The organism is Arthrobacter sp. Y3224198 (assembly GCF_059090025.1).
On the sequence record NZ_JBNHFG010000009.1, the window covers coordinates 58,817 to 79,353 of the forward strand.

Annotated in this window: 19 protein-coding genes; 14 read left to right on the top strand and 5 right to left on the bottom strand. The window is 68.9% G+C overall.

The window, feature by feature from the left end; translation table 11 throughout:
* Positions 1–21: 21 nt before the first annotated feature.
* A complete protein-coding gene (locus AC5RUF_RS07135; RefSeq protein ID WP_494130113.1) occupies positions 22–1,815 on the top strand; it encodes a DEAD/DEAH box helicase in 1,794 nt (597 codons plus the stop codon).
* A 42-nt stretch (positions 1,816–1,857) separates the two neighbouring features.
* Here AC5RUF_RS07135 and AC5RUF_RS07140 read toward each other — a convergent pair whose 3' ends face one another.
* Positions 1,858–2,475: a nicotinamidase gene (locus AC5RUF_RS07140; RefSeq protein ID WP_494130114.1), complete on the bottom strand. Its 618-nt coding sequence runs from the start codon at positions 2,473–2,475 to the stop codon at positions 1,858–1,860.
* A gap of 2 nt (positions 2,476–2,477) precedes the next feature.
* The gene (locus AC5RUF_RS07145) at positions 2,478–3,803 is read right to left on the bottom strand and encodes a nicotinate phosphoribosyltransferase (RefSeq protein WP_494130115.1); all 1,326 of its coding nucleotides are present in this window, start codon (positions 3,801–3,803) and stop codon (positions 2,478–2,480) included.
* 86 nt (positions 3,804–3,889) lie between these two features.
* On the opposite strand from AC5RUF_RS07145, the gene clpS reads away from it, so the two are divergent.
* From clpS to AC5RUF_RS07185, 8 genes are all read left to right on the top strand, one after another.
* Entirely contained in the window at positions 3,890–4,198 is a 309-nt protein-coding gene (gene clpS / locus AC5RUF_RS07150; RefSeq protein WP_494130116.1) for an ATP-dependent Clp protease adapter ClpS, read from the top strand.
* Between the two features lie 48 nt (positions 4,199–4,246).
* Entirely contained in the window at positions 4,247–4,801 is a 555-nt protein-coding gene (locus AC5RUF_RS07155; protein ID WP_493998576.1) for a DUF2017 domain-containing protein, read from the top strand.
* 192 nt (positions 4,802–4,993) lie between these two features.
* Positions 4,994–5,935 (top strand): glutamate racemase, encoded by a 942-nt coding sequence (gene murI / locus AC5RUF_RS07160; RefSeq protein WP_494130117.1) that lies wholly within the window; start codon positions 4,994–4,996, stop codon positions 5,933–5,935.
* Complete coding sequence (locus AC5RUF_RS07165; protein ID WP_494130118.1) at positions 5,932–6,777, top strand: MBL fold metallo-hydrolase; 846 nt, start codon at positions 5,932–5,934, stop codon at positions 6,775–6,777. The genes murI and AC5RUF_RS07165 overlap by 4 nt, the downstream gene beginning before the upstream one ends.
* Before the next feature lie 35 nt (positions 6,778–6,812).
* Positions 6,813–7,577 (top strand): ribonuclease PH, encoded by a 765-nt coding sequence (gene rph, locus AC5RUF_RS07170; RefSeq protein WP_493998878.1) that lies wholly within the window; start codon positions 6,813–6,815, stop codon positions 7,575–7,577.
* A complete protein-coding gene (rdgB, locus tag AC5RUF_RS07175) occupies positions 7,578–8,222 on the top strand; it encodes an RdgB/HAM1 family non-canonical purine NTP pyrophosphatase (protein ID WP_494130119.1) in 645 nt (214 codons plus the stop codon). It abuts the gene before it with no gap.
* Between the two features lie 107 nt (positions 8,223–8,329).
* On the top strand, positions 8,330–9,085 hold the full coding sequence (locus AC5RUF_RS07180; protein WP_494130120.1) for a DedA family protein: 756 nt from the start codon (positions 8,330–8,332) through the stop codon (positions 9,083–9,085).
* Positions 9,078–10,094 carry a 3'-5' exonuclease gene (locus AC5RUF_RS07185; RefSeq protein ID WP_494130121.1) on the top strand — a complete coding sequence of 339 codons (1,017 nt, stop codon included), beginning with the start codon at positions 9,078–9,080 and terminating at the stop codon, positions 10,092–10,094. The genes AC5RUF_RS07180 and AC5RUF_RS07185 overlap by 8 nt, the downstream gene beginning before the upstream one ends.
* Positions 10,095–10,122: 28 nt before the next feature.
* Here AC5RUF_RS07185 and AC5RUF_RS07190 read toward each other — a convergent pair whose 3' ends face one another.
* The gene (locus AC5RUF_RS07190) at positions 10,123–11,163 is read right to left on the bottom strand and encodes an ADP-ribosylglycohydrolase family protein (protein ID WP_494130122.1); all 1,041 of its coding nucleotides are present in this window, start codon (positions 11,161–11,163) and stop codon (positions 10,123–10,125) included.
* A 185-nt stretch (positions 11,164–11,348) separates the two neighbouring features.
* Between AC5RUF_RS07190 and AC5RUF_RS07195 the strand changes: the two genes are divergently transcribed.
* The 5 genes from AC5RUF_RS07195 (at position 11,349) to AC5RUF_RS07215 (ending at position 18,474) form a co-directional block, all read left to right on the top strand.
* Positions 11,349–12,377, top strand: coding sequence for an MIP/aquaporin family protein (locus AC5RUF_RS07195; RefSeq protein ID WP_494130123.1), 1,029 nt, complete (start codon positions 11,349–11,351; stop codon positions 12,375–12,377).
* A 117-nt stretch (positions 12,378–12,494) separates the two neighbouring features.
* Positions 12,495–13,652 carry an exonuclease SbcCD subunit D gene (locus AC5RUF_RS07200; RefSeq protein ID WP_494130124.1) on the top strand — a complete coding sequence of 386 codons (1,158 nt, stop codon included), beginning with the start codon at positions 12,495–12,497 and terminating at the stop codon, positions 13,650–13,652.
* A complete protein-coding gene (locus AC5RUF_RS07205; protein WP_494130125.1) occupies positions 13,649–16,741 on the top strand; it encodes an AAA family ATPase in 3,093 nt (1,030 codons plus the stop codon). Before AC5RUF_RS07200 ends, AC5RUF_RS07205 begins: the two co-directional genes overlap by 4 nt.
* Before the next feature lie 116 nt (positions 16,742–16,857).
* Positions 16,858–18,231 (top strand): MFS transporter, encoded by a 1,374-nt coding sequence (locus tag AC5RUF_RS07210; protein ID WP_494130126.1) that lies wholly within the window; start codon positions 16,858–16,860, stop codon positions 18,229–18,231.
* A gap of 81 nt (positions 18,232–18,312) precedes the next feature.
* Entirely contained in the window at positions 18,313–18,474 is a 162-nt protein-coding gene (locus AC5RUF_RS07215) for a hypothetical protein (protein ID WP_493998415.1), read from the top strand.
* Between the two features lie 100 nt (positions 18,475–18,574).
* Here AC5RUF_RS07215 and AC5RUF_RS07220 read toward each other — a convergent pair whose 3' ends face one another.
* A complete protein-coding gene (locus AC5RUF_RS07220) occupies positions 18,575–19,546 on the bottom strand; it encodes a serine/threonine-protein kinase (protein ID WP_494130127.1) in 972 nt (323 codons plus the stop codon).
* A 187-nt stretch (positions 19,547–19,733) separates the two neighbouring features.
* Positions 19,734–20,537, bottom strand: coding sequence for an alpha/beta fold hydrolase (locus AC5RUF_RS07225; RefSeq protein WP_494130128.1), 804 nt, complete (start codon positions 20,535–20,537; stop codon positions 19,734–19,736).

Consider the following 20,537-nt stretch of genomic DNA (forward strand, 5'->3'; position numbering starts at 1 on the left):
GAGAAAGGTTGCGTTCCCCGCGTGAGTTCCGAAACGCTTTTCGGCGCCGGTGCGTCCCTGCCGCCCGCCTACCCCGAACGTGCCGCCTGGGGAACCGCCCCCAAGCTGCGCCAGTGGCAGGCGGAGGCACTGGAGAAGTACTTCGCCTCCAACTCCAGCGACTTCCTGGCCGTGGCCACCCCGGGTGCAGGCAAAACCACCTTTGCACTGCGGGTGGCCAATGAGCTGGTGGAACGCGGCATCGTCAACCGCATCACCGTCGTGGCGCCCACCGACCACCTGAAGCGGCAGTGGGCCGACGCCGCTGCCCGCGTGGGCCTGGCGATCGATCCGAACTTCAAGAACGCCGACGGGCGGCACGGGCACGGCTTCATCGGCGTGGCGGTGACCTATGCGCAGGTGGCGTCCAAGCCCATGCTGCACCGGGCCAAAACGGAAGCCGCCCGCACGCTGGTGATCCTGGACGAAATCCACCACGGCGGCGACGCCCTGTCCTGGGGCGACGGCATCCGCGAGGCCTTTGAACCGGCCGTGAAGCGGCTGTCCCTGACCGGTACGCCGTTCCGCTCCGACACGGCAGCCATCCCGTTTGTGGAGTACGTCGAAGACGGTGACGGCATCCGCCGGTCCAAGGCCGACTACACCTACGGTTACGGACAGGCGCTCAAGGACCACGTGGTCCGTCCGGTGATGTTCATGGCCTACTCGGGGCAGATGCGCTGGCGGACCAGTGCCGGCGATGAAATGGCCGCGTCGCTGGGCGAGGCCGCGGTGACCAAGGACATCACGGCGCAGGCCTGGCGTACGGCGCTGAACCCCACCGGTGAGTGGATCCCGGCAGTGCTCGCTGCCGCCGACAAGCGGCTGACGGAGGTCCGCCGGTCCGTGCCCGACGCCGGCGGCCTGGTGATTGCCACGGACCACGACGACGCGCGTGCCTACGCGGGCTGGCTGAAGAAGATCATGGGCGAGTCGCCCACGGTCATCCTCTCCGACGATGCCAAGGCGTCGGAGAAGATCGAGGAGTTCTCCGCCGGGACCCAGCGCTGGATGGTTGCGGTGCGCATGGTGTCCGAAGGCGTGGACGTGCCGCGCCTCGCCGTCGGCGTCTACGCCACCTCCACCGCCACGCCGCTGTTCTTCGCCCAGGCCGTGGGACGTTTTGTGCGTGCCCGCAAGCGCGGTGAGACGGCCTCCGTGTTCCTGCCCTCGGTGCCGAACCTGATGGCACTGGCCAACCAGATGGAAGTCGAGCGGGACCATGCCCTGGACCGCCCGGACAACCATCTGGAAGAGGAAGGCTTCGGGCTGGAGGACAGCCTGATGGAGGCCGCCAACCGGGAGGAAAAGGCTTCCGGTGAGCTGACCAAACAGAAGTTCGAGGCACTTGAGTCCCAGGCGTCCTTCGACCGCGTCCTCTTCGACGGCGGCGAGTTCGGCACCGGCGGCGCACTGGGCAGCGAAGAGGAACAGGACTTTCTGGGCATTCCGGGGCTCCTGGACGCGGACCAGATGAGCATGCTGCTGCGCCAGCGCCAGCATGAGCAGCTCTCCCGCCGGGGCCGGCGTACCGGCGCCGCGGCGCAGGCACCGGCCGAACCCCCCGAGGTAGTGGACCACCGCCGCCTTACGGAGCTGCGCGGCCAGCTGGCCAAGAACGTCTCCGCCTGGTCCGCGCGTTCGGGCATGCCGCACGGGGTGGTGCACAGCGAGCTGCGCCGGATCTGCGGCGGCCCGCCCGTGGCGCAGGCCAACGAGGAGGAGCTGAACAAGCGCCTGCTGAAGCTGCAGGACTGGTTCATCGGCCGGAAGTAGTTCCGGCCGGTGAACCGGCCCCTGGATGGACGTACGGAGGGGCTAGAGGTCGATGATCTCCACGCCGGCGTCCTCCAGCTCCGCCCAGGCGGCGAGGGTGGATTCACGCTTGATGCCGCGGCACAGTTCGGGGATTACCGCGGTGGTGTATCCGGCTGCCACGGCGTCCAACGCGGTGGCCCGCACACAGAAGTCGGCGGCCAGGCCCAGGACCACTACCTCGTCGACGTCGTTGTCCCGCAGCCAGTCGTCCAGGCTCAGCGTTTCGCCGTCGTTGTCCGGTTCGGCCTCGGGATCGCCCGTGGGCACTTCCTCGTCCGGGGCCAGGACACCCTCGAAACCGGAATAGGCCGCTTCGTACTGGCCCTTGCGGAAGAAGGCATCCACCAGTTCGGTGTCCAGGTCCGGATGCAGCTGCGCCCCGGCGGTTCCGGCCACGCAGTGCGGGGGCCAGGACACGGCGAAGTCGGGCGTGTCGGAGAAATGCGCTCCGGGATCGATGTGCCAGTCCTGCGTGGCAGCGACCAGGTCGTAGCGGCCGGCCGAACTCTCCACGTAGTCGGTGATTTCACCGGCCAGGTCGGCTCCGCCGGAGACGGCCAGCGAACCGCCTTCGCAGAAGTCGTTTTGTACATCGACAATGATCAGGGCGCGGGCCATGCTTACTCCTCGTATTCGGTGGGGATTGCCGGTTCGCCGCGCTGCAGGCGGTTCACCGAGGTGGGCAGTTCGGCCAGCGAGTCGGCATGCCGCGCAGCTGCGCGCGCCACCGCCTCCGGTCCGGTCCAGCCGGGCAGGATCTCGCCGTCGGCAACGAACTGGTGCAGCAGCGGGCGGTCATTGCCGTCGTCAACGGGTGAGTGGCCGATGCCCACTACCTCTGCAGTAGCCGTGCCGTTTTCATCCAGCCGGCGCATGGCGTACTTGCGCCCGCCGCGGGAGATCTTGTTCTTCGCGGCCTTGGCTACGGACACGAACTCGTGGTCGTCGCCTTCGCGGCTGACCAGTTTGTAGACCATGCCGGCGGTGGGTGCACCGGACCCGGTGACCAGGGACGTGCCCACCCCGTACGCGTCGACGGGAGCCGAAGCCAGGGCCGCGATGGCGTACTCATCCAGGTCCGAGGTGACCATGATGCGGGTGCCGGTGTTGCCCAGATCGTCCAGCAGGTCACGCACCCAGCGCGCCTGGGCCACCAGGTCCCCGGAGTCCAGCCGGACGCCGCCCAGTGCCGGTCCGGCAACTTCCACCGCGTTGCGGACGCCCTGTTCGACGTCGTAGGTGTCCACCAGCAGCGAGGTGCCGAGGCCGAGGGCGGCCGTCTGCGCGGTGAAGGCTTCCTTCTCGGAATCGTGCAGCAGGGTGAAGGAGTGCGCCGCGGTGCCCACGGTCTTCAGGCCGTAGCGCAGCCCGGCCTCCAAATTGGAGGTGCTGTCGAAACCGGCGATCACGGCCGCGCGGGCCGCGGCCACGGCGGCTTCTTCGTGCGTGCGGCGCGAACCCATCTCGATGCAGGGGCGCCCGTCGGCCGCCGTCGTCATGCGGGAGGCCGCCGAGGCGATGGCGCTGTCATGGTTGAGCATGGAGAGCACCATGGTTTCCAGGATGCAGGCCTCGCCGAAGCTGGACTCGACAATGAGCAGCGGCGACTGCGGGAAGTAGGCCTCGCCCTCGGCGTAGCCGTAGATGTTGCCGGAAAAGCGGAAGTCGGCCAGCCAGGCCAGGGTCTGCTCATCCACCACGTTGGTGCGGGCCAGGAACTCAAGCTGCCGCTCCTCGAAGCGGAAGCTCTCCAGGGCTTCCAGGATGCGCCCGGTTCCGGCCGTGATGCCGTAGCGGCGGCCGTCCGGCAGGCGGCGGGCAAAGACTTCGAAGACGGACCGTCGGGAGGCCGTGCCGGAGTGCAGGGCGGCCTGGAGCATGGTGAGCTCGTAGTGATCCGTATACAGGGCGGAGTTGGGCGTGTGCCAAGCGGCGGGACTGTTCACAGGCAAAACTCTAACCCGCTTATCCCGATTGGGGAGAAGGCGGCGCCCCGGAGGTTGGGGACGGATTCCTCACTACAATTGAAGCCATGGCTACCAGCACTGCACCCGGAACGGACACCCTGATACGCGAGGAGACTGAATCCCTTGTGGCTGCGGACGTCCCCTGGGTGGTGATTGTCTGGAATGACCCGGTGAACCTTATGAGCTACGTCAGCTACGTGTTCCAGAGCTACTTCGGCTACTCCGAGTCCAAAGCGCACCGGCTCATGATGGAAGTGCACCAGGCCGGGAAGTCGGTGGTGGCTGCCGGGTCCCGGGAGGCTGCCGAACGTGACACCCTTGCGATGCACTCCTACGGCCTGTGGGCCACCTTCCAAAGGGCCGACGCAGCCTAGCCCCGCCCGTCCCGGCGATTCGAAGCAACGCACTACAGAACGGATATCGTGGCAACCGGATTCAAGCTCACCCGCAAGGGCATCACCGCAAACCTGGAACCGGGGGAGCGGGACCTGCTGCGCAAGCTCTTCTCGGATGTGCAGTCCCTGCTGGAGCCGGATACGGCAGCGGATGCAGATCCCCTTGCCGCCATGGTGGGCATCGACTCCTCGGCGGTCCCGCCCGAGGACCCGGCCCTGCTGCGGCTGCTGCCCAACGGCACCACGGAAGACGGCGAGGCCCTGGAATTCCGCCGCTACACGGAACGGGGCCTGCGCGAATCGAAGCAGGCAGCGCTGCGCGCAGCGGCCCTGCAGCTCGAAACCGGGCCGCTGCGGCTGGACCGGGAACAGGCGCAGCTGTTCGCCCGCGCCCTGAACGACGTACGCCTGGTGCTCGCCGACCGGTTGGGCGTGGTGGATGACGAGGACGCCGAACGGCTGCACGACATCACCGACCCGTCCAAGGCGCAGGACGTGGACGGTTACCTCGCCTTGGTGTACAACTTCGTCACATGGCTGCAGGAAACCCTGATGCAGGCACTGCTCCGCGACCTGCCCTGACGCGGAATCGCGCTTCCCGCTGTGAGCAACGGCACGCAGCGGCGAATGTGCGCATGCATCGGGGAGGACTATTGTCGAGTCATTATGAGTTCGAACCCGTCCAATCCGTCCGCATTACACCACTCGTCTGGAAAAACTCAGGGAACGGCACCGGCGAAGGCTCCGGCGTCCGCCGGGAAGCCGCAGGCGGCCATGCCGCATAAGGATCCCGACGCACCCATCGGCATCTTCGACTCCGGAGTGGGCGGCCTGACCGTTGCCCGCGCGGTGCTGGACCAGCTGCCGAACGAAGCGATTATGTATGTGGGGGATACGGCCAACGGACCCTACGGCCCGCTGCCTATCGCGGAGGTCCGTGCCAAGGCGCTGGGCGTGATGGACGAGCTGGTGGATTCCGGCGTCAAGCTCCTGGTAATCGCCTGCAACTCGGCGTCCGCCGCCGTCCTGCGCGACGCCCGCGAACGCTACACCCGCCGCTACGGCATTCCGGTCATCGAAGTCATCCAGCCGGCCGTCCGCCGGGCCGTCGCTGCCACCCGGACGGGACGGATCGGCGTCATCGGCACCGCCGCCACCGTCGGCTCGCGGGCCTATGACGACACCTTCGCCGCCGCACCGCACCTGCAGGTCTCCTCCGTGGCCTGCCCGGCCTTCGTCGAGTTCGTCGAAGCGGGAGTCACCTCCGGTCCCGATGTGCTGGCCACGGCCGAGGAATACCTCGCCCCGCTGCGCGCGCAGGACGTGGACACGCTGGTGCTCGGCTGCACCCACTATCCGCTGCTCACCGGTGTGATTTCCTACGTGATGGGCGACGGCGTGACCCTGGTCTCCAGCGCCGAGGAAACCGCCAAGGACGTCTACCGGGCCCTCATCTCGCACGGCATCGAACGCCGTGCCCAGTCCGCGCCGCAGCACACTTTCGTCGCCACCGGCGATTCAGCATCCTTCGAGCTCCTGGCCCGCCGCTTCCTGGGCCCCGAGGTCCTCAGCGTGCAGCACGTGGAGCACGTGGCTGCGCATTACCCCACCGGCAGCATGGCGCGGATCACCCCGCAGATGGTTGCCGCCGCCCGGGCAGACGCCCCTGAACATACGGGCGCGCCGGGTGGCGTCCCCTGGAACGGCACCGCATGAAACTGACCATCGTAGGCTGCAGCGGTTCCTTCCCCGGCCCGGCCTCGCCGGCGTCGTGCTATCTCGTGACCGCCAACGACGGCGTGCGCGACTGGCGCATCCTGCTGGACCTGGGCAACGGGTCCCTGGGGGCCCTGCAGCGCTACATGGACCTGCGGGACATTGACGCGGTCCTGCTGACACACCTGCATCCGGACCACTGCATGGATCTGTGCGGGCTGCACGTGGCCGTGCACTGGGATCCCTCCGGCTGGAACCGGGACCGGATCAAGGTCTGGGGACCGGCCGCCACCGCGGACCGGATGGCCACCGCCTACGGCCTGGACCCGGAGCCGGGCATGCACGAGGACTTTGAATTCCTCAACTGGAGCCCCGGCAGTTCCGTGGCCATCGGACCGTTCACGGTGACCCCGTATCCGGTGCGGCACCCGGCCGAGGAAGCCTATGCGCTGCGCGTGGAGGCCCGCGACGTCGACGCCGCCGGTGTTCCCACGCTGCGCACCCTGGCGTACTCCGGCGACACCGACTCCTGCCCGGGGCTCGAAGCCGCTGCCCGGGATGCGGATGTCTTCCTCTGCGAGGCCGCTTTCCACGAGGGCCGCGACGACGCAATAGCCGGCGTGCACCTGACCGGACTCCGCGCCGGTGCCGCCGCCACGGCGGCCAACGCGCGCCGGCTGCTGCTGACCCACCTGCCGGTCTGGAATGACGCCAGCGTCAGCGTGGCCGAGGCCCGGCAGTCCTACGCCGGAGACCTGGCCGTGGCAGTGGCCGGAGTCTCCTACGACGTCGGAAGCCCCTTCACCGCGCCGTTGGCGGTCCAGAAGGCACGCAGCCTGTAGACGGCCGGCCGGCGGGCCGGCGATAGACTGAAGCCATGACTACCGACTCCACCCCCGCCCCTTCTGCCACCATCGTGCGTGCGGACGGGCGCACCCCGGACCAGCTGCGCAGCATCACCATCACCCGCGGCTGGTCGAAGCAGGCCGAGGGCTCGGCCCTGATCGAGTTCGGCAACACCCGTGTGCTGTGCACGGCCTCGCTGACCCCGGGCGTGCCGCGCTGGCTCAAGGGCGAGGGCAAGGGGTGGGTCACCGCCGAATACGCGATGCTCCCGCGGGCCACCAACACCCGTAACGACCGCGAGTCGGTCAAGGGCAAGCTGGGCGGCCGCACGCACGAGATTTCGCGCCTGATCGGACGCTCGCTGCGCTCCATCATCGATACCAAGGCACTGGGCGAGAACACCATTGTGCTGGACTGCGACGTCCTGCAGGCCGACGGCGGCACCCGCACCGCGGCCATCACCGGCGCCTACGTGGCGCTGGCCGACGCCGTGGCCTGGGCCAAGGAAGCCAAGCTGATTTCCCGCAACGCCTCGCCCCTGCTGGACACCGTGGCGGCCATCAGCGTCGGCATCATCGACGGCGTGCCCATGCTGGACCTGCCCTACGTCGAAGACGTGCGTGCGGAGACGGACATGAACGTGGTGGTCACCGGTTCGGGTAAGTTCGTGGAAGTCCAGGGCACCGCTGAAGGCGCACCCTTCGACCGGGCCGAGCTGGACGCGCTGCTGGACCTGGCCCTGCAGGGGACCGCCGAGCTGGCCGCCATCCAGCGCCAGACCCTGGGCACAGCGTAAATGGACCCGCACGGCGCCCGGCTGGTCCTGGCCACCCGGAATCCCGGCAAGCTGCGGGAGCTGCGTGAACTGCTGCGCGGGCAGGTGCCCGGCCTCGACGTCGATACCCAGGTAATCGACGCCGCTGCCGCAGGCGTTCCCGACGTGGCCGAAACCGGGGTGACGTTTGAGGAGAACGCCCTGCTCAAGGCCCATGCCGTTGCCGCAGCCACCGGGCTGCCCGCAGTGGCGGACGACTCCGGACTGTCCGTGGACGTCCTCGGGGGAGCGCCGGGCATCTTTTCCGCCCGCTGGTCCGGCCGGCACGGCGACGACGCCGCAAATCTGGACCTGCTGCTGGCCCAGCTGTCGGACATCTCCGCCGCGCACCGCGGCGCCGCCTTTGTCTGCGCCGCAGCCCTGGCGCTGCCCGGCGGGGCGGAAACCGTGGAACGCGGCGAACTGCGCGGCACCCTGCTGACCGCCCGCCGCGGAACCGGAGGGTTCGGCTACGATCCCATCCTGGTCCCGGCCGGGTCGGACCGCAGCTGCGCGGAGTTGAGCAGTGCGGAAAAGAACGCCATCAGCCACCGCGGCCAGGCCTTCCGGGCCCTGCTGCCGGCGCTGGTAACCGCACTCGCGGCCGGGGCTGCCACCGCTTCCTGACCCTGGACCTGCTCTGCGTGTGCACTGTGTGATGCGTCCCAAACACGCCGGGGACGGGGTCCGCGATTCTGCCGGGCCCGTGGACCTGGGGCAGAATTGGGCGGGAGATGACTATTACACAAGCCTTTCCCGCAGCCACCTCCACCTCCACCCCCGGGATAGTTCCCGTTCCGGCCGGACCGGCTCCCGCTGAGTCCTCCGCGGCCGATTCCTCTGCCGCTGAACCGTCCGCCCTGGGCGGGGTGGCCGACTGGGCCGTCGGCATCATGGAAACCATCGGCGCCCCGGGGGCCGGACTTGCCATCGCCCTGGAAAACCTCTTCCCGCCGCTGCCGAGCGAGATCATCCTGCCCCTGGCCGGCTTCGCAGCCAGCCAGGGCAACTTCTCCCTCGGCGCGGCGCTGTTCTGGACCACCCTGGGCTCCGTCGTCGGCGCGCTTGCGCTTTACGGACTGGGAGCCTGGCTGGGCCGGGACCGGATGCGCAAGGTCGTGGCCAAGGTGCCGCTGGTGGACCTGGAAGACGTGGACAAGGTGGAGGCCTGGTTCGGGCGGCACGGGCACAAGGCGGTGTTCTTCGGGCGGATGATCCCGCTGTTCCGCAGCCTGATCTCCATCCCCGCCGGCATCGAGCGGATGCACGTGCTGACGTTTACTGCGCTCACCACGGCCGGCAGCCTCATCTGGAACACCATCTTCATTGTCGCCGGCTACTACCTGGGCGAAAGCTGGCACATCGTCGAAGAATATGCCGGTGTCTTCCAGAAGATCGTGATCGTGGCCGTGGTGGTGGCGGCCGTCTGGTTTGTCACGGCGAAGATCCGCAGCTACCGGCGGAAGCCGGTGACCGGCGACGATGCCTGACGAGGGACTGAGCTTTACCGCAATCGACTTTGAAACGGCCAACGGGTTCCGCGGCTCGCCGTGCTCCGTGGGCCTGGTCAAGGTACGCGGCGGGCGCGTGGTGGAGGAAACCTCCTGGCTGATGCGGCCGCCGGAGGGACACGACTATTTCGACCGGCGCAATGTGCGCATTCACGGCATCGAACCGGAAATGGTGGCCGGGGCACCGAGGTTCGGCGAGCTGTTTCCCGAGATCGGTGCCTTCATCGGCGACGATCTGCTTGTGGCGCACAATGCCGCTTTTGATATGGGCGTGATCCGGTCAGCCCTGGAAGTTTCCGGGCTGCCCGGGCCCGCCTACGACTACACCTGCACAGTGGTCCATTCCCGCCGCACCTACCAGCTGGCTTCGCACTCGCTGCCTTTTGCCGCGGAAGCCGCGGGCGTGCCGCTGCTGAACCACCACGACGCCACCGAGGATGCCCGTGCCTGCGCCGGCATCATGGTGGACATAGCCCGTCGCTGCGGCGCGGTGTCAATGCCGGATTTCTTCCTTCGCCAGGGCCTGCGGGCCTCCAGGCTGGCTGCCTACGTACCCGGGGAGCATGAACTGTCCAAGGCCACCCGGGACGCCCTGGCCAAGGGCACCGGCACAGCGGCCACGGCGGGCACAACCTGGTCCGGCTGGCCTTCCGAGGGCGAGAACCCGCCGCCGAACCCGTTGGCGGATCCGGGGCATCCCCTGTACGGCCAGACCGTGGTGTTTACCGGCAACCTGGGCATGGCCCGGCAGACGGCAAAGGAACGCGCTGCCGACGCCGGCGCCCGAACGGCCAGCAACGTCACCCGGGCCACCACTGTCCTGGTGGTGGGTGACGGTTTCGAACCGGCGGACCTCCGCAGCGGACGCCTCACGGGCAAGGCCCGCCGGGTGCTGGACCTGCACGAGCGCGGCCAGCGCATCGAGGTCCTTTCCGAAGCGGAATTCCTGCAGACCCTGGGCGGGATCTGGCCCCGGGCCTCGCAGTAGCTTCCGCCGGCTGCCCGGCACCGGGCGGCTAGGGGGCGATCGTCGCGGCGACGAAGGCCGATGCGAGCTTTTCAATGACGCTGTACTCGCGGAGTGCTTCGGCTTCCGGCAGGGCCTGCGCACCGTACAACGTCCCCAGCAGACTGCCGGCGACCACTGCTGCGGGCGCACCGCCCTTCTCCGCGGCACGGCGGACGGCTTCGGCTGCGCGGCTTGTGCTGCCTTCCTGCTCCTTTTCCGCCACCTCGAGCGCCACCAGCAGCCCGACGGCGAGTGCATCTTCTGCCGTTCCAGCGCGGTTTTGTGCCGCATTACCGTCCGCGGTTTCTCCCGGATCCTCCGCGCCTACGGCAAGCACCTTCCGCAGGCGGTCCACGAGGCCCGGGGCCCCGCCGTCGTCGGCCGGAACCTGCCCTGCACGCTCCACGGCGGCAGCGGCAGCGTCCCTGAGCGTGGCGCCGGAGATGAGCAGGCCGTGCACCATCGAGGCGAAAACGGCTGCCGCATGCCGCGCCGCGGGATGCCCGTGCGTCAGCGAGGCTGCGTCCAAGCTGAGCTTGTACACCGTCTCGGTCTCCACATAGGGGAGCAGTCCGAAGGGAGCCGACCGGACCAGGGGAGCCGGTGAGCTGCCTGCGGTGTTCACCGGACGCTGCCGGGTTCCCATTTCGCCGGTGGAAAGTGCTGCCAGGACTTCCGGATCAAGGGACGCATCGGCTCCGGACCCGTCCCGGAGCAGCGGCTCCGCATCGATCGGCCGGGGCTGCGGTACCAGACCGGCCTCCGGGAGCGGAAGGCCGCGGCTGCGAAGCCAGCGCAGGTAGGCCAGCCAGATGCACGCCGTTTCATCCGCGCCCAGCCCTTCGTTGGCCCACTCGATGGCTTCCTGCAGGCCGTCCATGGAATACAGGGCCAGCTGGGTGTCTGCTGTGATCGAGGGGCCGCCCGCCTCCTGGTGCGCGTGAGCGGCGGCATCACCGAACGCGCCGCCTAGAAGGCAGCCCCGGATTCTGTCCGACAGGAACGTATGGGCGGAAGGGACGGGGGCGGAATGCGGTTCTGGGCTCACCTCTCCAGCATATGTGCTGCACACCGGCCGGGCCGGGCGGTCAACACCTCCGGTACAGGGGATATTCAGGGAGTTAACAGACTGCACTGAAACGGTGGGGTAGTTTGTTGTGAGTCCAACAACATGTCTTTGTACCGGCGGCCGCATGCCGGCGGCGCCACCCACACGTTAGGAAACACCTTTCCATGTCATCTGAGTCCTTACCCCTGAGCGGAGCCCGGGCCGCAGCGCCCGTCCGCGAAGAAGCTCCCATAGACCATGGCTACGATTACGGGTTTGTAGGACGCTCCGTGGCAGAGGCCATCGGATCCTTCCTGCTCGTCTTCGTCGGCGTGGCGGTTGCCATCTTCGCCACCGGATCAGGCATCACTTCCCCGCTCGCCTTCGGGCTGGCCCTGGCGGCTGCCATGGTGGCCTTCGGCTACATCTCCGGCGGGCACTTCAACCCGGCCATCACCCTCGGCAGTGCCGTGGCCGGACGGACGGCCTGGAAGTACGTCCTGCCGTACATTGTGGCCCAGCTGATCGGTGCCGTCCTGGGCGTCGCCATCCTGTGGGTGGCCATCAACGGCCACGAGCAGTTCGGTGCGCAGACGCAGGAGTTCATGCTCAGTGCCTCCAACGGCTTCGGCGACAACTCGCCCACGGCCTTCCCGCTGCCCAGCGCCCTGCTGCTGGAAGTTATCGCCGGTGCCCTGCTGACCGCCGTCTTCCTGGGCGTGACCGCCCGCCGCTTCGGCGCCGTCGCCGGTGCCTTCGCCGTCGGCGTGACCTACGCAGTGCTCCTGACCATGCTTGCCCCGGTCACCGGCGGCGGCCTCAACCCGGCCCGTTCCACGGCAACCGCCATCTTTGCCGGCGGCACCTCCCTGGAACAGCTCTGGCTCTTCTGGGCTGCACCGCTGCTGGGTGCCGTGATCGCCGGTCTGATCTTCCTCAGCGTCGACATGACCGTCGAGTCCCGCCGTGGCCACTCCGCAGTGACGGTGGACGAGGCTGAAACCGCCGGAACCGCAACCGCCAAGCCGGTCGTATCCAAGCCGGCAACCGCCACGCCCGGAACCGGCACGCCCGCCGATACCACCGGCGGACGCCCCGTGGTGGACGAGGAAGCCCGCGGCTTCTTCGACAAGCCCGCTGCCGCGAACGACGCCGACACACGCGGCGCCCGTCCCGGCGACGACGCGGACGGTACGCCGGGTACCCGCAACTAGCGGCAGCCGGCAAGCGCCGGCAGCATAAAAGGAAGCAGTATCGCAGGGGGGGGGCAGTGGCCGACGCCGCTGCCCCCGATCCGTTAACTGTCGGAGGCGGCAGGTAGCTTTGAAGACATGCGCATACTGCACACTTCAGACTGGCACCTCGGCAGGTCCTTCCACGGCGTGGGGATGCTGGAGGCCCAGGCGACCTTCATCGATGCCCTGGTGGACAGCGTCCGCAACCTGCGGATAGACGCGGTCCTCGTCGCCGGAGACGTCTACGACCGGGCGCTGCCGGCGGTGGACACGGTGCGCCTCCTCGATTCCGCCCTGGAACGTATTACCGCCGCCGGGGCTGCCGTGGTCCTGTCCAGCGGCAACCACGATTCCGCCGCCCGGCTGGGTTTCGGCAGTGCCCTGTTCGAGCGGGCGGGCGTGCATCTGCGCACACGCTACGAAGACCTTGACCGGCCCGTGCTGCTGGACGGCGGCTCGGTGGCCGTCTACGGCATTCCGTACCTGGAACCGCGGCTGGCCGCACCCGATCTCGGGGTGGATGTGCCCAACCACTTCACGGTCACCGAAGCCGCAGTGCAGCGTATCCGGCAGGACGTGAGCGCCCGGGCGGGGGCGGGTGCCCCGGTGGCCTCCGTGGTCATGGCGCATACCTTCGCCAGCGGCGGTATCAGCAGCGACAGCGAACGCGACCTCGCCGTCGGCGGGCTGGGCGCAGTGCCGCTGGACCTTTTTGACGGATTCTCCTACACCGCTCTTGGCCACCTCCACGGCCGGCAGAAGCTCAGCCCCTCGGTCCGCTACAGCGGCTCGCCGCTGCCTTACTCGTTCTCCGAAGCGCGGCAGGACAAGGGCGGCTGGCTCCTTGAGTTCGACGGCGGCGTCCTGGCCTCCGTGGAAGCAGTGAGCTGGCCGGCTGCCCGGCGGCTGGCCGTGCTGCGCGGCAAACTCGCCGACCTGCTGGCGGATCCGGCGCTCGCCGACGCGGAGGGGGCGTACTGCCAGGTGACGCTGACGGACAGCCAGCGACCGGCGAAAGCGATGGAGCAGCTGCGCACCCGTTTCCCGGACACCCTGGTCCTTGCCTTCGAGCCCGAGGGGGGAACCCGGGGCCCGGAACAGACCTACAGCCAGCGGCTCGCGAAGGCCACCGACGACCTTGAGATCTGCTGCGGTTTCCTTGAACACGTCCGCTCGCGCAGCGCCGCGGATGAAGAAAAAGACCTCTTTATCGAAATCCTGGACAAGGTCCGCGAATCGGAGGCAGCGAAGTGAGGATCCACCGCCTGGAAATGCAGGCCTTCGGCCCCTTTGCCCAGCGCCAGGCCATCGACTTCGACGAGCTGGGTGCGCACGGGCTGTTCCTGCTCAACGGGCCCACCGGTGCAGGGAAGACCAGTGTGCTGGATGCTGTTTGCTATGCCCTGTACGGTGCGGTGCCGGGCGCCCGGCAGCAGGCGCGGCGGCTGAGGAGCGACCATGCGGCGCCGGAGACGGCACCGGAAGTGGTCTGCGAGTTCAGTTCCGGGCCGCGCCGGTTCGAGGTGGTACGCAATCCCCAGTGGGAGCGCCCGGCCAGGCGCGCGGGCGGCCGCAGCACGGTTACCGAACAGGCCAAAACCCTGCTGCGGGAATACGTCAACGGGGCCTGGGTGGAGAAGTCCTCCCGCAACGATGAGGCGTCCGCGGAAATCACCGAACTGCTCGGGATGAACCGGGAGCAGTTCACCAGGGTGGTGATGCTGCCGCAGGGCGACTTCGCCGCCTTCCTGCGCGCGGACGCGGCCTCCCGCGAGCAGCTTCTGCAGCAGCTGTTCGGTACCTCGCGGTTCGAGGACATCGAACGCCAGCTGAAGGCCGAACTGGCCACGGCCACTGAACTCTTCCAAGCGGCCGAGGCGGAGACAGAGCACGTGCTCCGGCGCGCCCGCGATGAAATCCGCCGCTACCGTGAGGAGCACGGCACGTCCCGCCAGGGGGATCAGCCGGAGGAAGGGCAGCCGGGGGAAGAACAAAACCAGGCGGAGCCTGGGCAACCGGAGCAGGAAATTGACGCGTTCCGGGCAGAGCTGGCACAGCGGACTGCCGCGGCCCGCACGGAACTGGACCGGTTGCGGACTGCCCGGGAACAGGCGGAAAAGCACCTGCAGGATCTTGAGCGGCTGCGTGCGCGCGGGGTGGCCCTGGAGCAGCTGCTCCGGGAGGAAGCCGAACATGCGCGCACCGGTGCCGGGCTTGAACCGCAGCGGCGCGCCCTGGAAACGCACACCGCCGCCGCGGGTCTGTCCGGGTACGTTCGGGCTGTCGAGGCCGCGCAGGAACGTGCCGCAGCACGTACCGCCGCCTGTGAGGCTGCCGTGGCGGAACTTTCCGGACACGCACTGGCACAGGACTACGGGGTGCAGGCTGCTGCCGCGGGTTCCGCAACCGTTCTCCCCGAGGGCATCGAAGCCCGCATCGGAGCGGACCTCGCTGCAGCAAAGGCCGTGTTGGAAGAGGAGGAACGCATCCATGCCCTCCGGGAACGGTCCCGCAGAGAGGAAGCGCAGGCCGGAGCCCTGCGCTCGCAGGCGGAAACTGCAGCCGAGACCCTCGCATCCCTTGCCGGCGAACAAACCCGTCTGACCGGCGAGGCTGCCGAGCTGAGCCGGCTGGCTGAGGGGGAGTCCCGGGCCGAGGCCTCCGAGGCACGGGCCGGGGAGCTGGTGTCCACCATCAGCGCCTATGCGGCCGCCCGGGAGGAAGCCGAAACCGCCGAACAGGCCGCAGCGGACGCCCGGCAGGAATACCAGGACCTCCGCCAGGTATGGCAGGACCTGCTGCAGGAACGCCTGGAGCAGGCTGCTGCGGAGTTGGCGCACGGTCTTGAGGACGGAGCGGCCTGTCCGGTGTGCGGCGGGCTGGAGCACCCCCGCCCGGCATCGCTGCCGCCCGGCCAGGAAGCGGTAACACGCGAAGCAGAGCAGGACGCCAAAGCCCGCGCCGACGCCGCCGAAGCAGCCTTCGATGCCGCCCGCAGCATGGCGGGCAGGGCCGCTGAAGCTGCTGCCGCCCTCCGGGCCCGCGGCGGTGATGGGGACCCCGCATTGGCGCAGGAGCAGCTTGAGGCGGCCCGGACGGAGCTGGAACGTGCCCGCGATGCGGCCAGTGCGCTGGCGGACGCCGAACGCCGGCTGGAGGGGATCGGAGCGGAGGTGGCGGCGTTGGAGGCCGCACGCTCCGAGGACCTGATCCAGGCAGCCCAGGCGGAGTCCAGGGCAGCTGCCGCCGCGGAACAGGCCGCCGAGCTCTCGGGCCGGGTGGCTGAGGCCCTGCACGGATTTGAAAGCATTGATGCACGGGTCCGGTCGCTCGACCTTTTGGGGCGCCTGGCCGGGGCGGTACGGGAGGCAGCGGGCACAGCCGCAGCATCTGACGAAGAGTTCGAACGGGTCCGCGTCGAGCTAGGGGAGGCCTTGGCCGGAACGGGCTTTTCCTCCGCTGCCGAGGTCAACGCCGCCCTGCTCGACGCGCGTACGGCGGATGCCTACGCGTCGGCGCTGCAGGAATGGGATGAAGCGGGCCGGCGGCTTCTCGTGCGCCGGGAAGGCCAGGACGCGTCCGCGGACACCGACGGCGAGCCGCTGCCCGTTCCCGACGAGGAGGACGTTGCGGAAGCCGCCGAACAGGCCGCGGCCGCCCGCAAGGCACAGGAGGAGGCCGCCCTGCTGGTCCGGCTGCTGGAGGGCTCGGCCGTCCGCCTGGCGGAATACTCCACAGAACTGGCGGAAGCCCTGGAGCGCACCGCTCCGCTGCGGGCCCGCCGGGAGCTGCTGCAGTCGGTGGCTGACACGGCCCGGGGCGGCGGGGAAAACGAGTACAAAATGACCCTGAGCACCTACGTGCTGGCTGCCCGTCTGGAACAGGTTGCCGCTGCCGCCACCGAACGGCTGGCTGCCATGACCGGCGGCCGGTATGCGCTGGTGCACAGCGACTCCAAGTCCGGCAACCGGAAGGCCGGGCTGGGCCTGCACGTGACGGACGAATGGACCGGACAGCACCGGGACACCTCCACCCTGTCCGGCGGAGAGAGCTTCATGGCGTCGCTGTCGCTGGCCCTGGGCCTTGCCGACGTGGTGCAGCAGGAGGCCGGGGGAGTGAACATCGAGACCCTGTTCGTGGATGAGGGTTTCGGCAGCCTGGACGAGCAGTCCCTGGAGCAGGTGATGGACGCGCTGGAGGGCCTGCGCGACGGCGGACGCGTGGTGGGCCTGGTCAGCCACGTCGCCGAAATGAAGCAGCGGATACCTGCCCAGCTGCAGATCCTCAAGGGCCGCAACGGCTCGACGGTCCGCTATACGGCGGGCGACGCACTCCTGCGCTGATCCGCGGCCCCGGTTAGGCGGGACGGCCCGGGATGGGTAAAATCACGCAGGTAACCAGGGTTGTGCGCACCGGGAGGAGGGACGGTGTGCGGTTCGACATATCTGGATACCGCACCATGAACGACAACACCTCCACGCCCGGTTCCCGGGTTCCCGAACCCGCCCCGGCGCCCGTCCCCGATCCTGCCGCCCCGGCGGAGCCCGAAGCGGCTGAAACCGTGGGCCGCTACCAGGCCATCTTCGCCCTGGCGGGGCGGTCCTTCTTCCCCATCGCCTTCCTGGCCAGGCTGCCGCTGGCGATGCTGACCGTCGGCGCCCTGACCCTGATTACCGAAGTTTCGGGTTCCTATGCCCTGGGCGGTTTCGCTGCCGGCGGCGTCGGCATCGGCTCGGCAGTCGGGGCCCCGTTGCTGGGATACCTCGCGGACCGGATCGGCCAACGCCCCGTCCTGCTTTCCACCGCGGTACTGAACCCGGTGGCCATCGGGTTGTTCCTCCTTACTGCCGCCCTGCTGGAACCGTCCGGCAACGCGTTCTGGATGCTGGCAGCCGCGTTCTTTATGGGCGCCTCCTGCCCGCAGGTCGGCCCCATGGCCCGCGTGCGCTGGATGGCCATGACGGCCCGGCGGCCGCAGGGCCGCGAGATGGATACCGCCCTGTCCTACGAAGGCACGGCCGATGAGCTGACGTTTGTGCTGGGCCCTGCGCTGGTAGGGCTGCTCGCAGCCGCCGTCGCGCCCTGGCTTCCCCTGGCACTGGCCGCCGTCCTGACAGCGGCCATGGTGTCCGCTTTCGCGGTCCACCGCACCGTCGGCTATGTGGTCCCGGCCTCCCGGCGCCCCGCCGCACGGAAGGGCCCGGCCGGCAGCAGCGCCGCGGCAGCAGAGAGTGCCCCTGCCGGGAGCACGGAAGCCCCCCGCACCCGGTGGCTGGTGGTTATGCTTCCCGTGCTGGGCATGGTGGCCATGGGCTCCTTCTTCGGCTCCACCCAGACCAGCCTGACGGCGTTTGCCGGCAGCTTCGGTGTGGCGTCCTCGGCCGGGCTGCTCTACGCCGTGATGGGCCTGAGCTCCGCCGTAGCGGCACTGTCGGTTGCATTCTGGCCCGAGCGCTTCGGTCCGGCTGCCCGCTGGATGCTGTGTGCGGCGGCCATGACGGCGTTCAGCCTGCTGCTGTTCCTGCCGTCGGACATCGCCACCATGCTGGTGGTGCTCCTGGTCCTGGGCATCCCGGTGGGGCCGACCATGGTGAGCATTTTCGGCATCGGCGCCATCGTGGCTCCGCGCCGGCTGATGGGAACCGTGATGACACTGCTGGCCAGCGGTGTGGTGACCGGAACCGCACTGGGCTCCGCCGTGGCCGGGAGGCTGGCCGACTCCTACGGCTACAGCCACGCCTTCATCGTCCCGTCCGCGGCCGCCGGGGCGCTGCTGCTGCTGAGCCTGGTTGCCTCCCGGGCGGCGGCGGCCCGGCGGAAGGCCGGAGCCTGAACCGGCAGCAGGTGTCGGCTGCGCCACGGTTGGCCTAGTATCGAACAAGTAGGCCAGCGAGCACCACTAAGGAGAAACACCATGGGAAATACCGAAAAGGAAGCCGGCCGGGAGGACCAGACCGGTTCGAAGGGGCCCGAGGGCACCATCCCACAGAGCAAGGACGGTATTGCCGCTGCGAGCACCGAAGAGGCCTCGAACTTTGAACCCGAAGAGGATGAAGCCGCCGACGACGGCAAGTAGCCTCCCCTGAAAAACAACAACGGACCGGCCCCTGCGGGCCGGTCCGTTGTTGTTTAGGCCGGTATCTTGCCTTGGCTTGCCTTGTCGCGCTGGTGCCCGCCTAGCCCAGGCTGGGTGCGTGTGGCGGCGGGGCCGGGATGTAGATGTTGCCGGTGGTGATGCCGCCGGTGCTGCCGGATTCACCGGTCACCGGTTCGCGGACGGCCGCGGCGTCCGACGGCGGTGCCACCGGGCCGTCCAGCACAAGGACCTCTGCTCCGAGGGCGCGCAGGGCAACGGCAACCTCGTGGGCTTCCGGCCGGGCATCCACCATGCGGGACGTCATGGCCCGCAGGATTTCCGTCCATTCCGGTCCCACCCATCCGGGGATCTCGGGGTCACGGAGCAGACGTGCCACTGCCGCTTCCACGATGGGCCCCGGAAAAGCCTTTTCTCCGGTCAGGCACTCGAGGAGAACCAGTCCCAGGGAGTAAATGTCCGTGCGCGGGTCAACCGCCGCACCTTGCGCCTGCTCGGGGCTCAGGTAGTTCGCCGTGCCGATGGTGGCACCGTGAGCCGTGGCCACAGTGGCCTCCACCATCCGGGCAATGCCGAAGTCGGTCAGGCGCGGATACAGCCGGGTGTCCTGGTCCTCCTGGGGGAAGAGCAGGATGTTCGCCGGCTTGACGTCGCGGTGGATTACGCCGTTGCTGTGTACGAAGTTCAGGGCATCGGCCAGGTCGGCGCCAAGCGCAGCCGTGGCGGGGGAGGACAACGGGCCTTCCTTGAGTTTTCCGCGCAGGTCGGGTCCGTCCACCAGTTCCATCACCAGGTAGCTGGCGGCGCGGCCTTCCGCGTCCACATTGACGCCGGCATCGAGCAGGGTGACCAGCCCGGGATGGTTAAGGGTCGCCAGCAGCTGCATTTCGGTCTGCTGGCGGCGCGTCTCGTCGTCGCCGTTGACCGTGGCGTTGAAGAGCTTCACGGCTACTTCGCGGCCCAGGTTCTCGTCCACCGCCCGGTACACCGAAGCAGCACCGCCGGAACCTATGAGCTCGGTGGTGCGGTATCGGTGCCCAAGGAGTACATCCACGGGTGTCCTCCCTTGAGGGTGAAGTAGCGAGAGTGAGAGTAATAACCATCAGTAGGCTGATTAATCTCAGGCTAGCCCACTGGACATTTCATCCTAGCGTGCGACAGACCCGAATCCGGGCAGAATTGGATGGACGTGACCAACTCGTAACCCTGGGAGCTCCTGCCGCCCCGGGCGGGGCGGCAGGTCAGCCGTTGAGGAATTCCAGGGCGGCAGTCTTGAAGGCCCGCGAGGTGACCGCGTTGGTGTGCGTGCGGGCAGGCAGTGTCAGCACTTCGGCCTGTCCGCTGAGCGCTGCCAGCTCCGGCGCAGTGGCGGCCAGATCATCACGCTCACCGGCCACCAGCAGCAGCGGCATGGACGGAACCGCGGACGCCGGGGAGAAGGGCTCCTCCTTGATGGCTTCAACCATGCGGAACAGTGCGGCGAGGTTGTTCTGCGGAACCAGCTGCGCCATCCGCAGCAGCTCGGCGGTGCGGGGATCGGCCACCGGGGCGCCGCCGGCCGCGGCCTCGCGGGCCGCGTCCAGGTCGAAGGCCGCCAGCGGATCTCCGCTGCCCGGGCCGCCCAGCACCATCCGGTGCACCAGTTCCGGCTGCGTGGCCCCGAATTCCCAGGCCAGCCGGGCGCCAAGGGAATAACCCACCACGTCCAAACCGCCCGCCGGGTCGCCGTCCGCAAGCGGCCGCGCGCCGGCGTCCTGCACCACCTGCAGCAGGTCCGCACGGATGCGGCTGGGCCGGTACGCGTCCAGGTCCGCCGGGGCGGCGCTGGATCCGTGGCCGGGCAGGTCAACGGTGATGACGCGCCGGCCGGCGGACACCAGGGCATCGATCCAGCCCGAGTTGTGCCAGTTCAGCTGCGCATTGGAGGCAAACCCGTGCAGCAGCAGGACCGGGCGCACGGCGGAAGCGGCGTCGTCACTGCCCGCAAAGATCCTGACGTCCAGCCGGGGGTCGGTGCCCTCCACCAGGGAGCCGTAGCCGGGCAC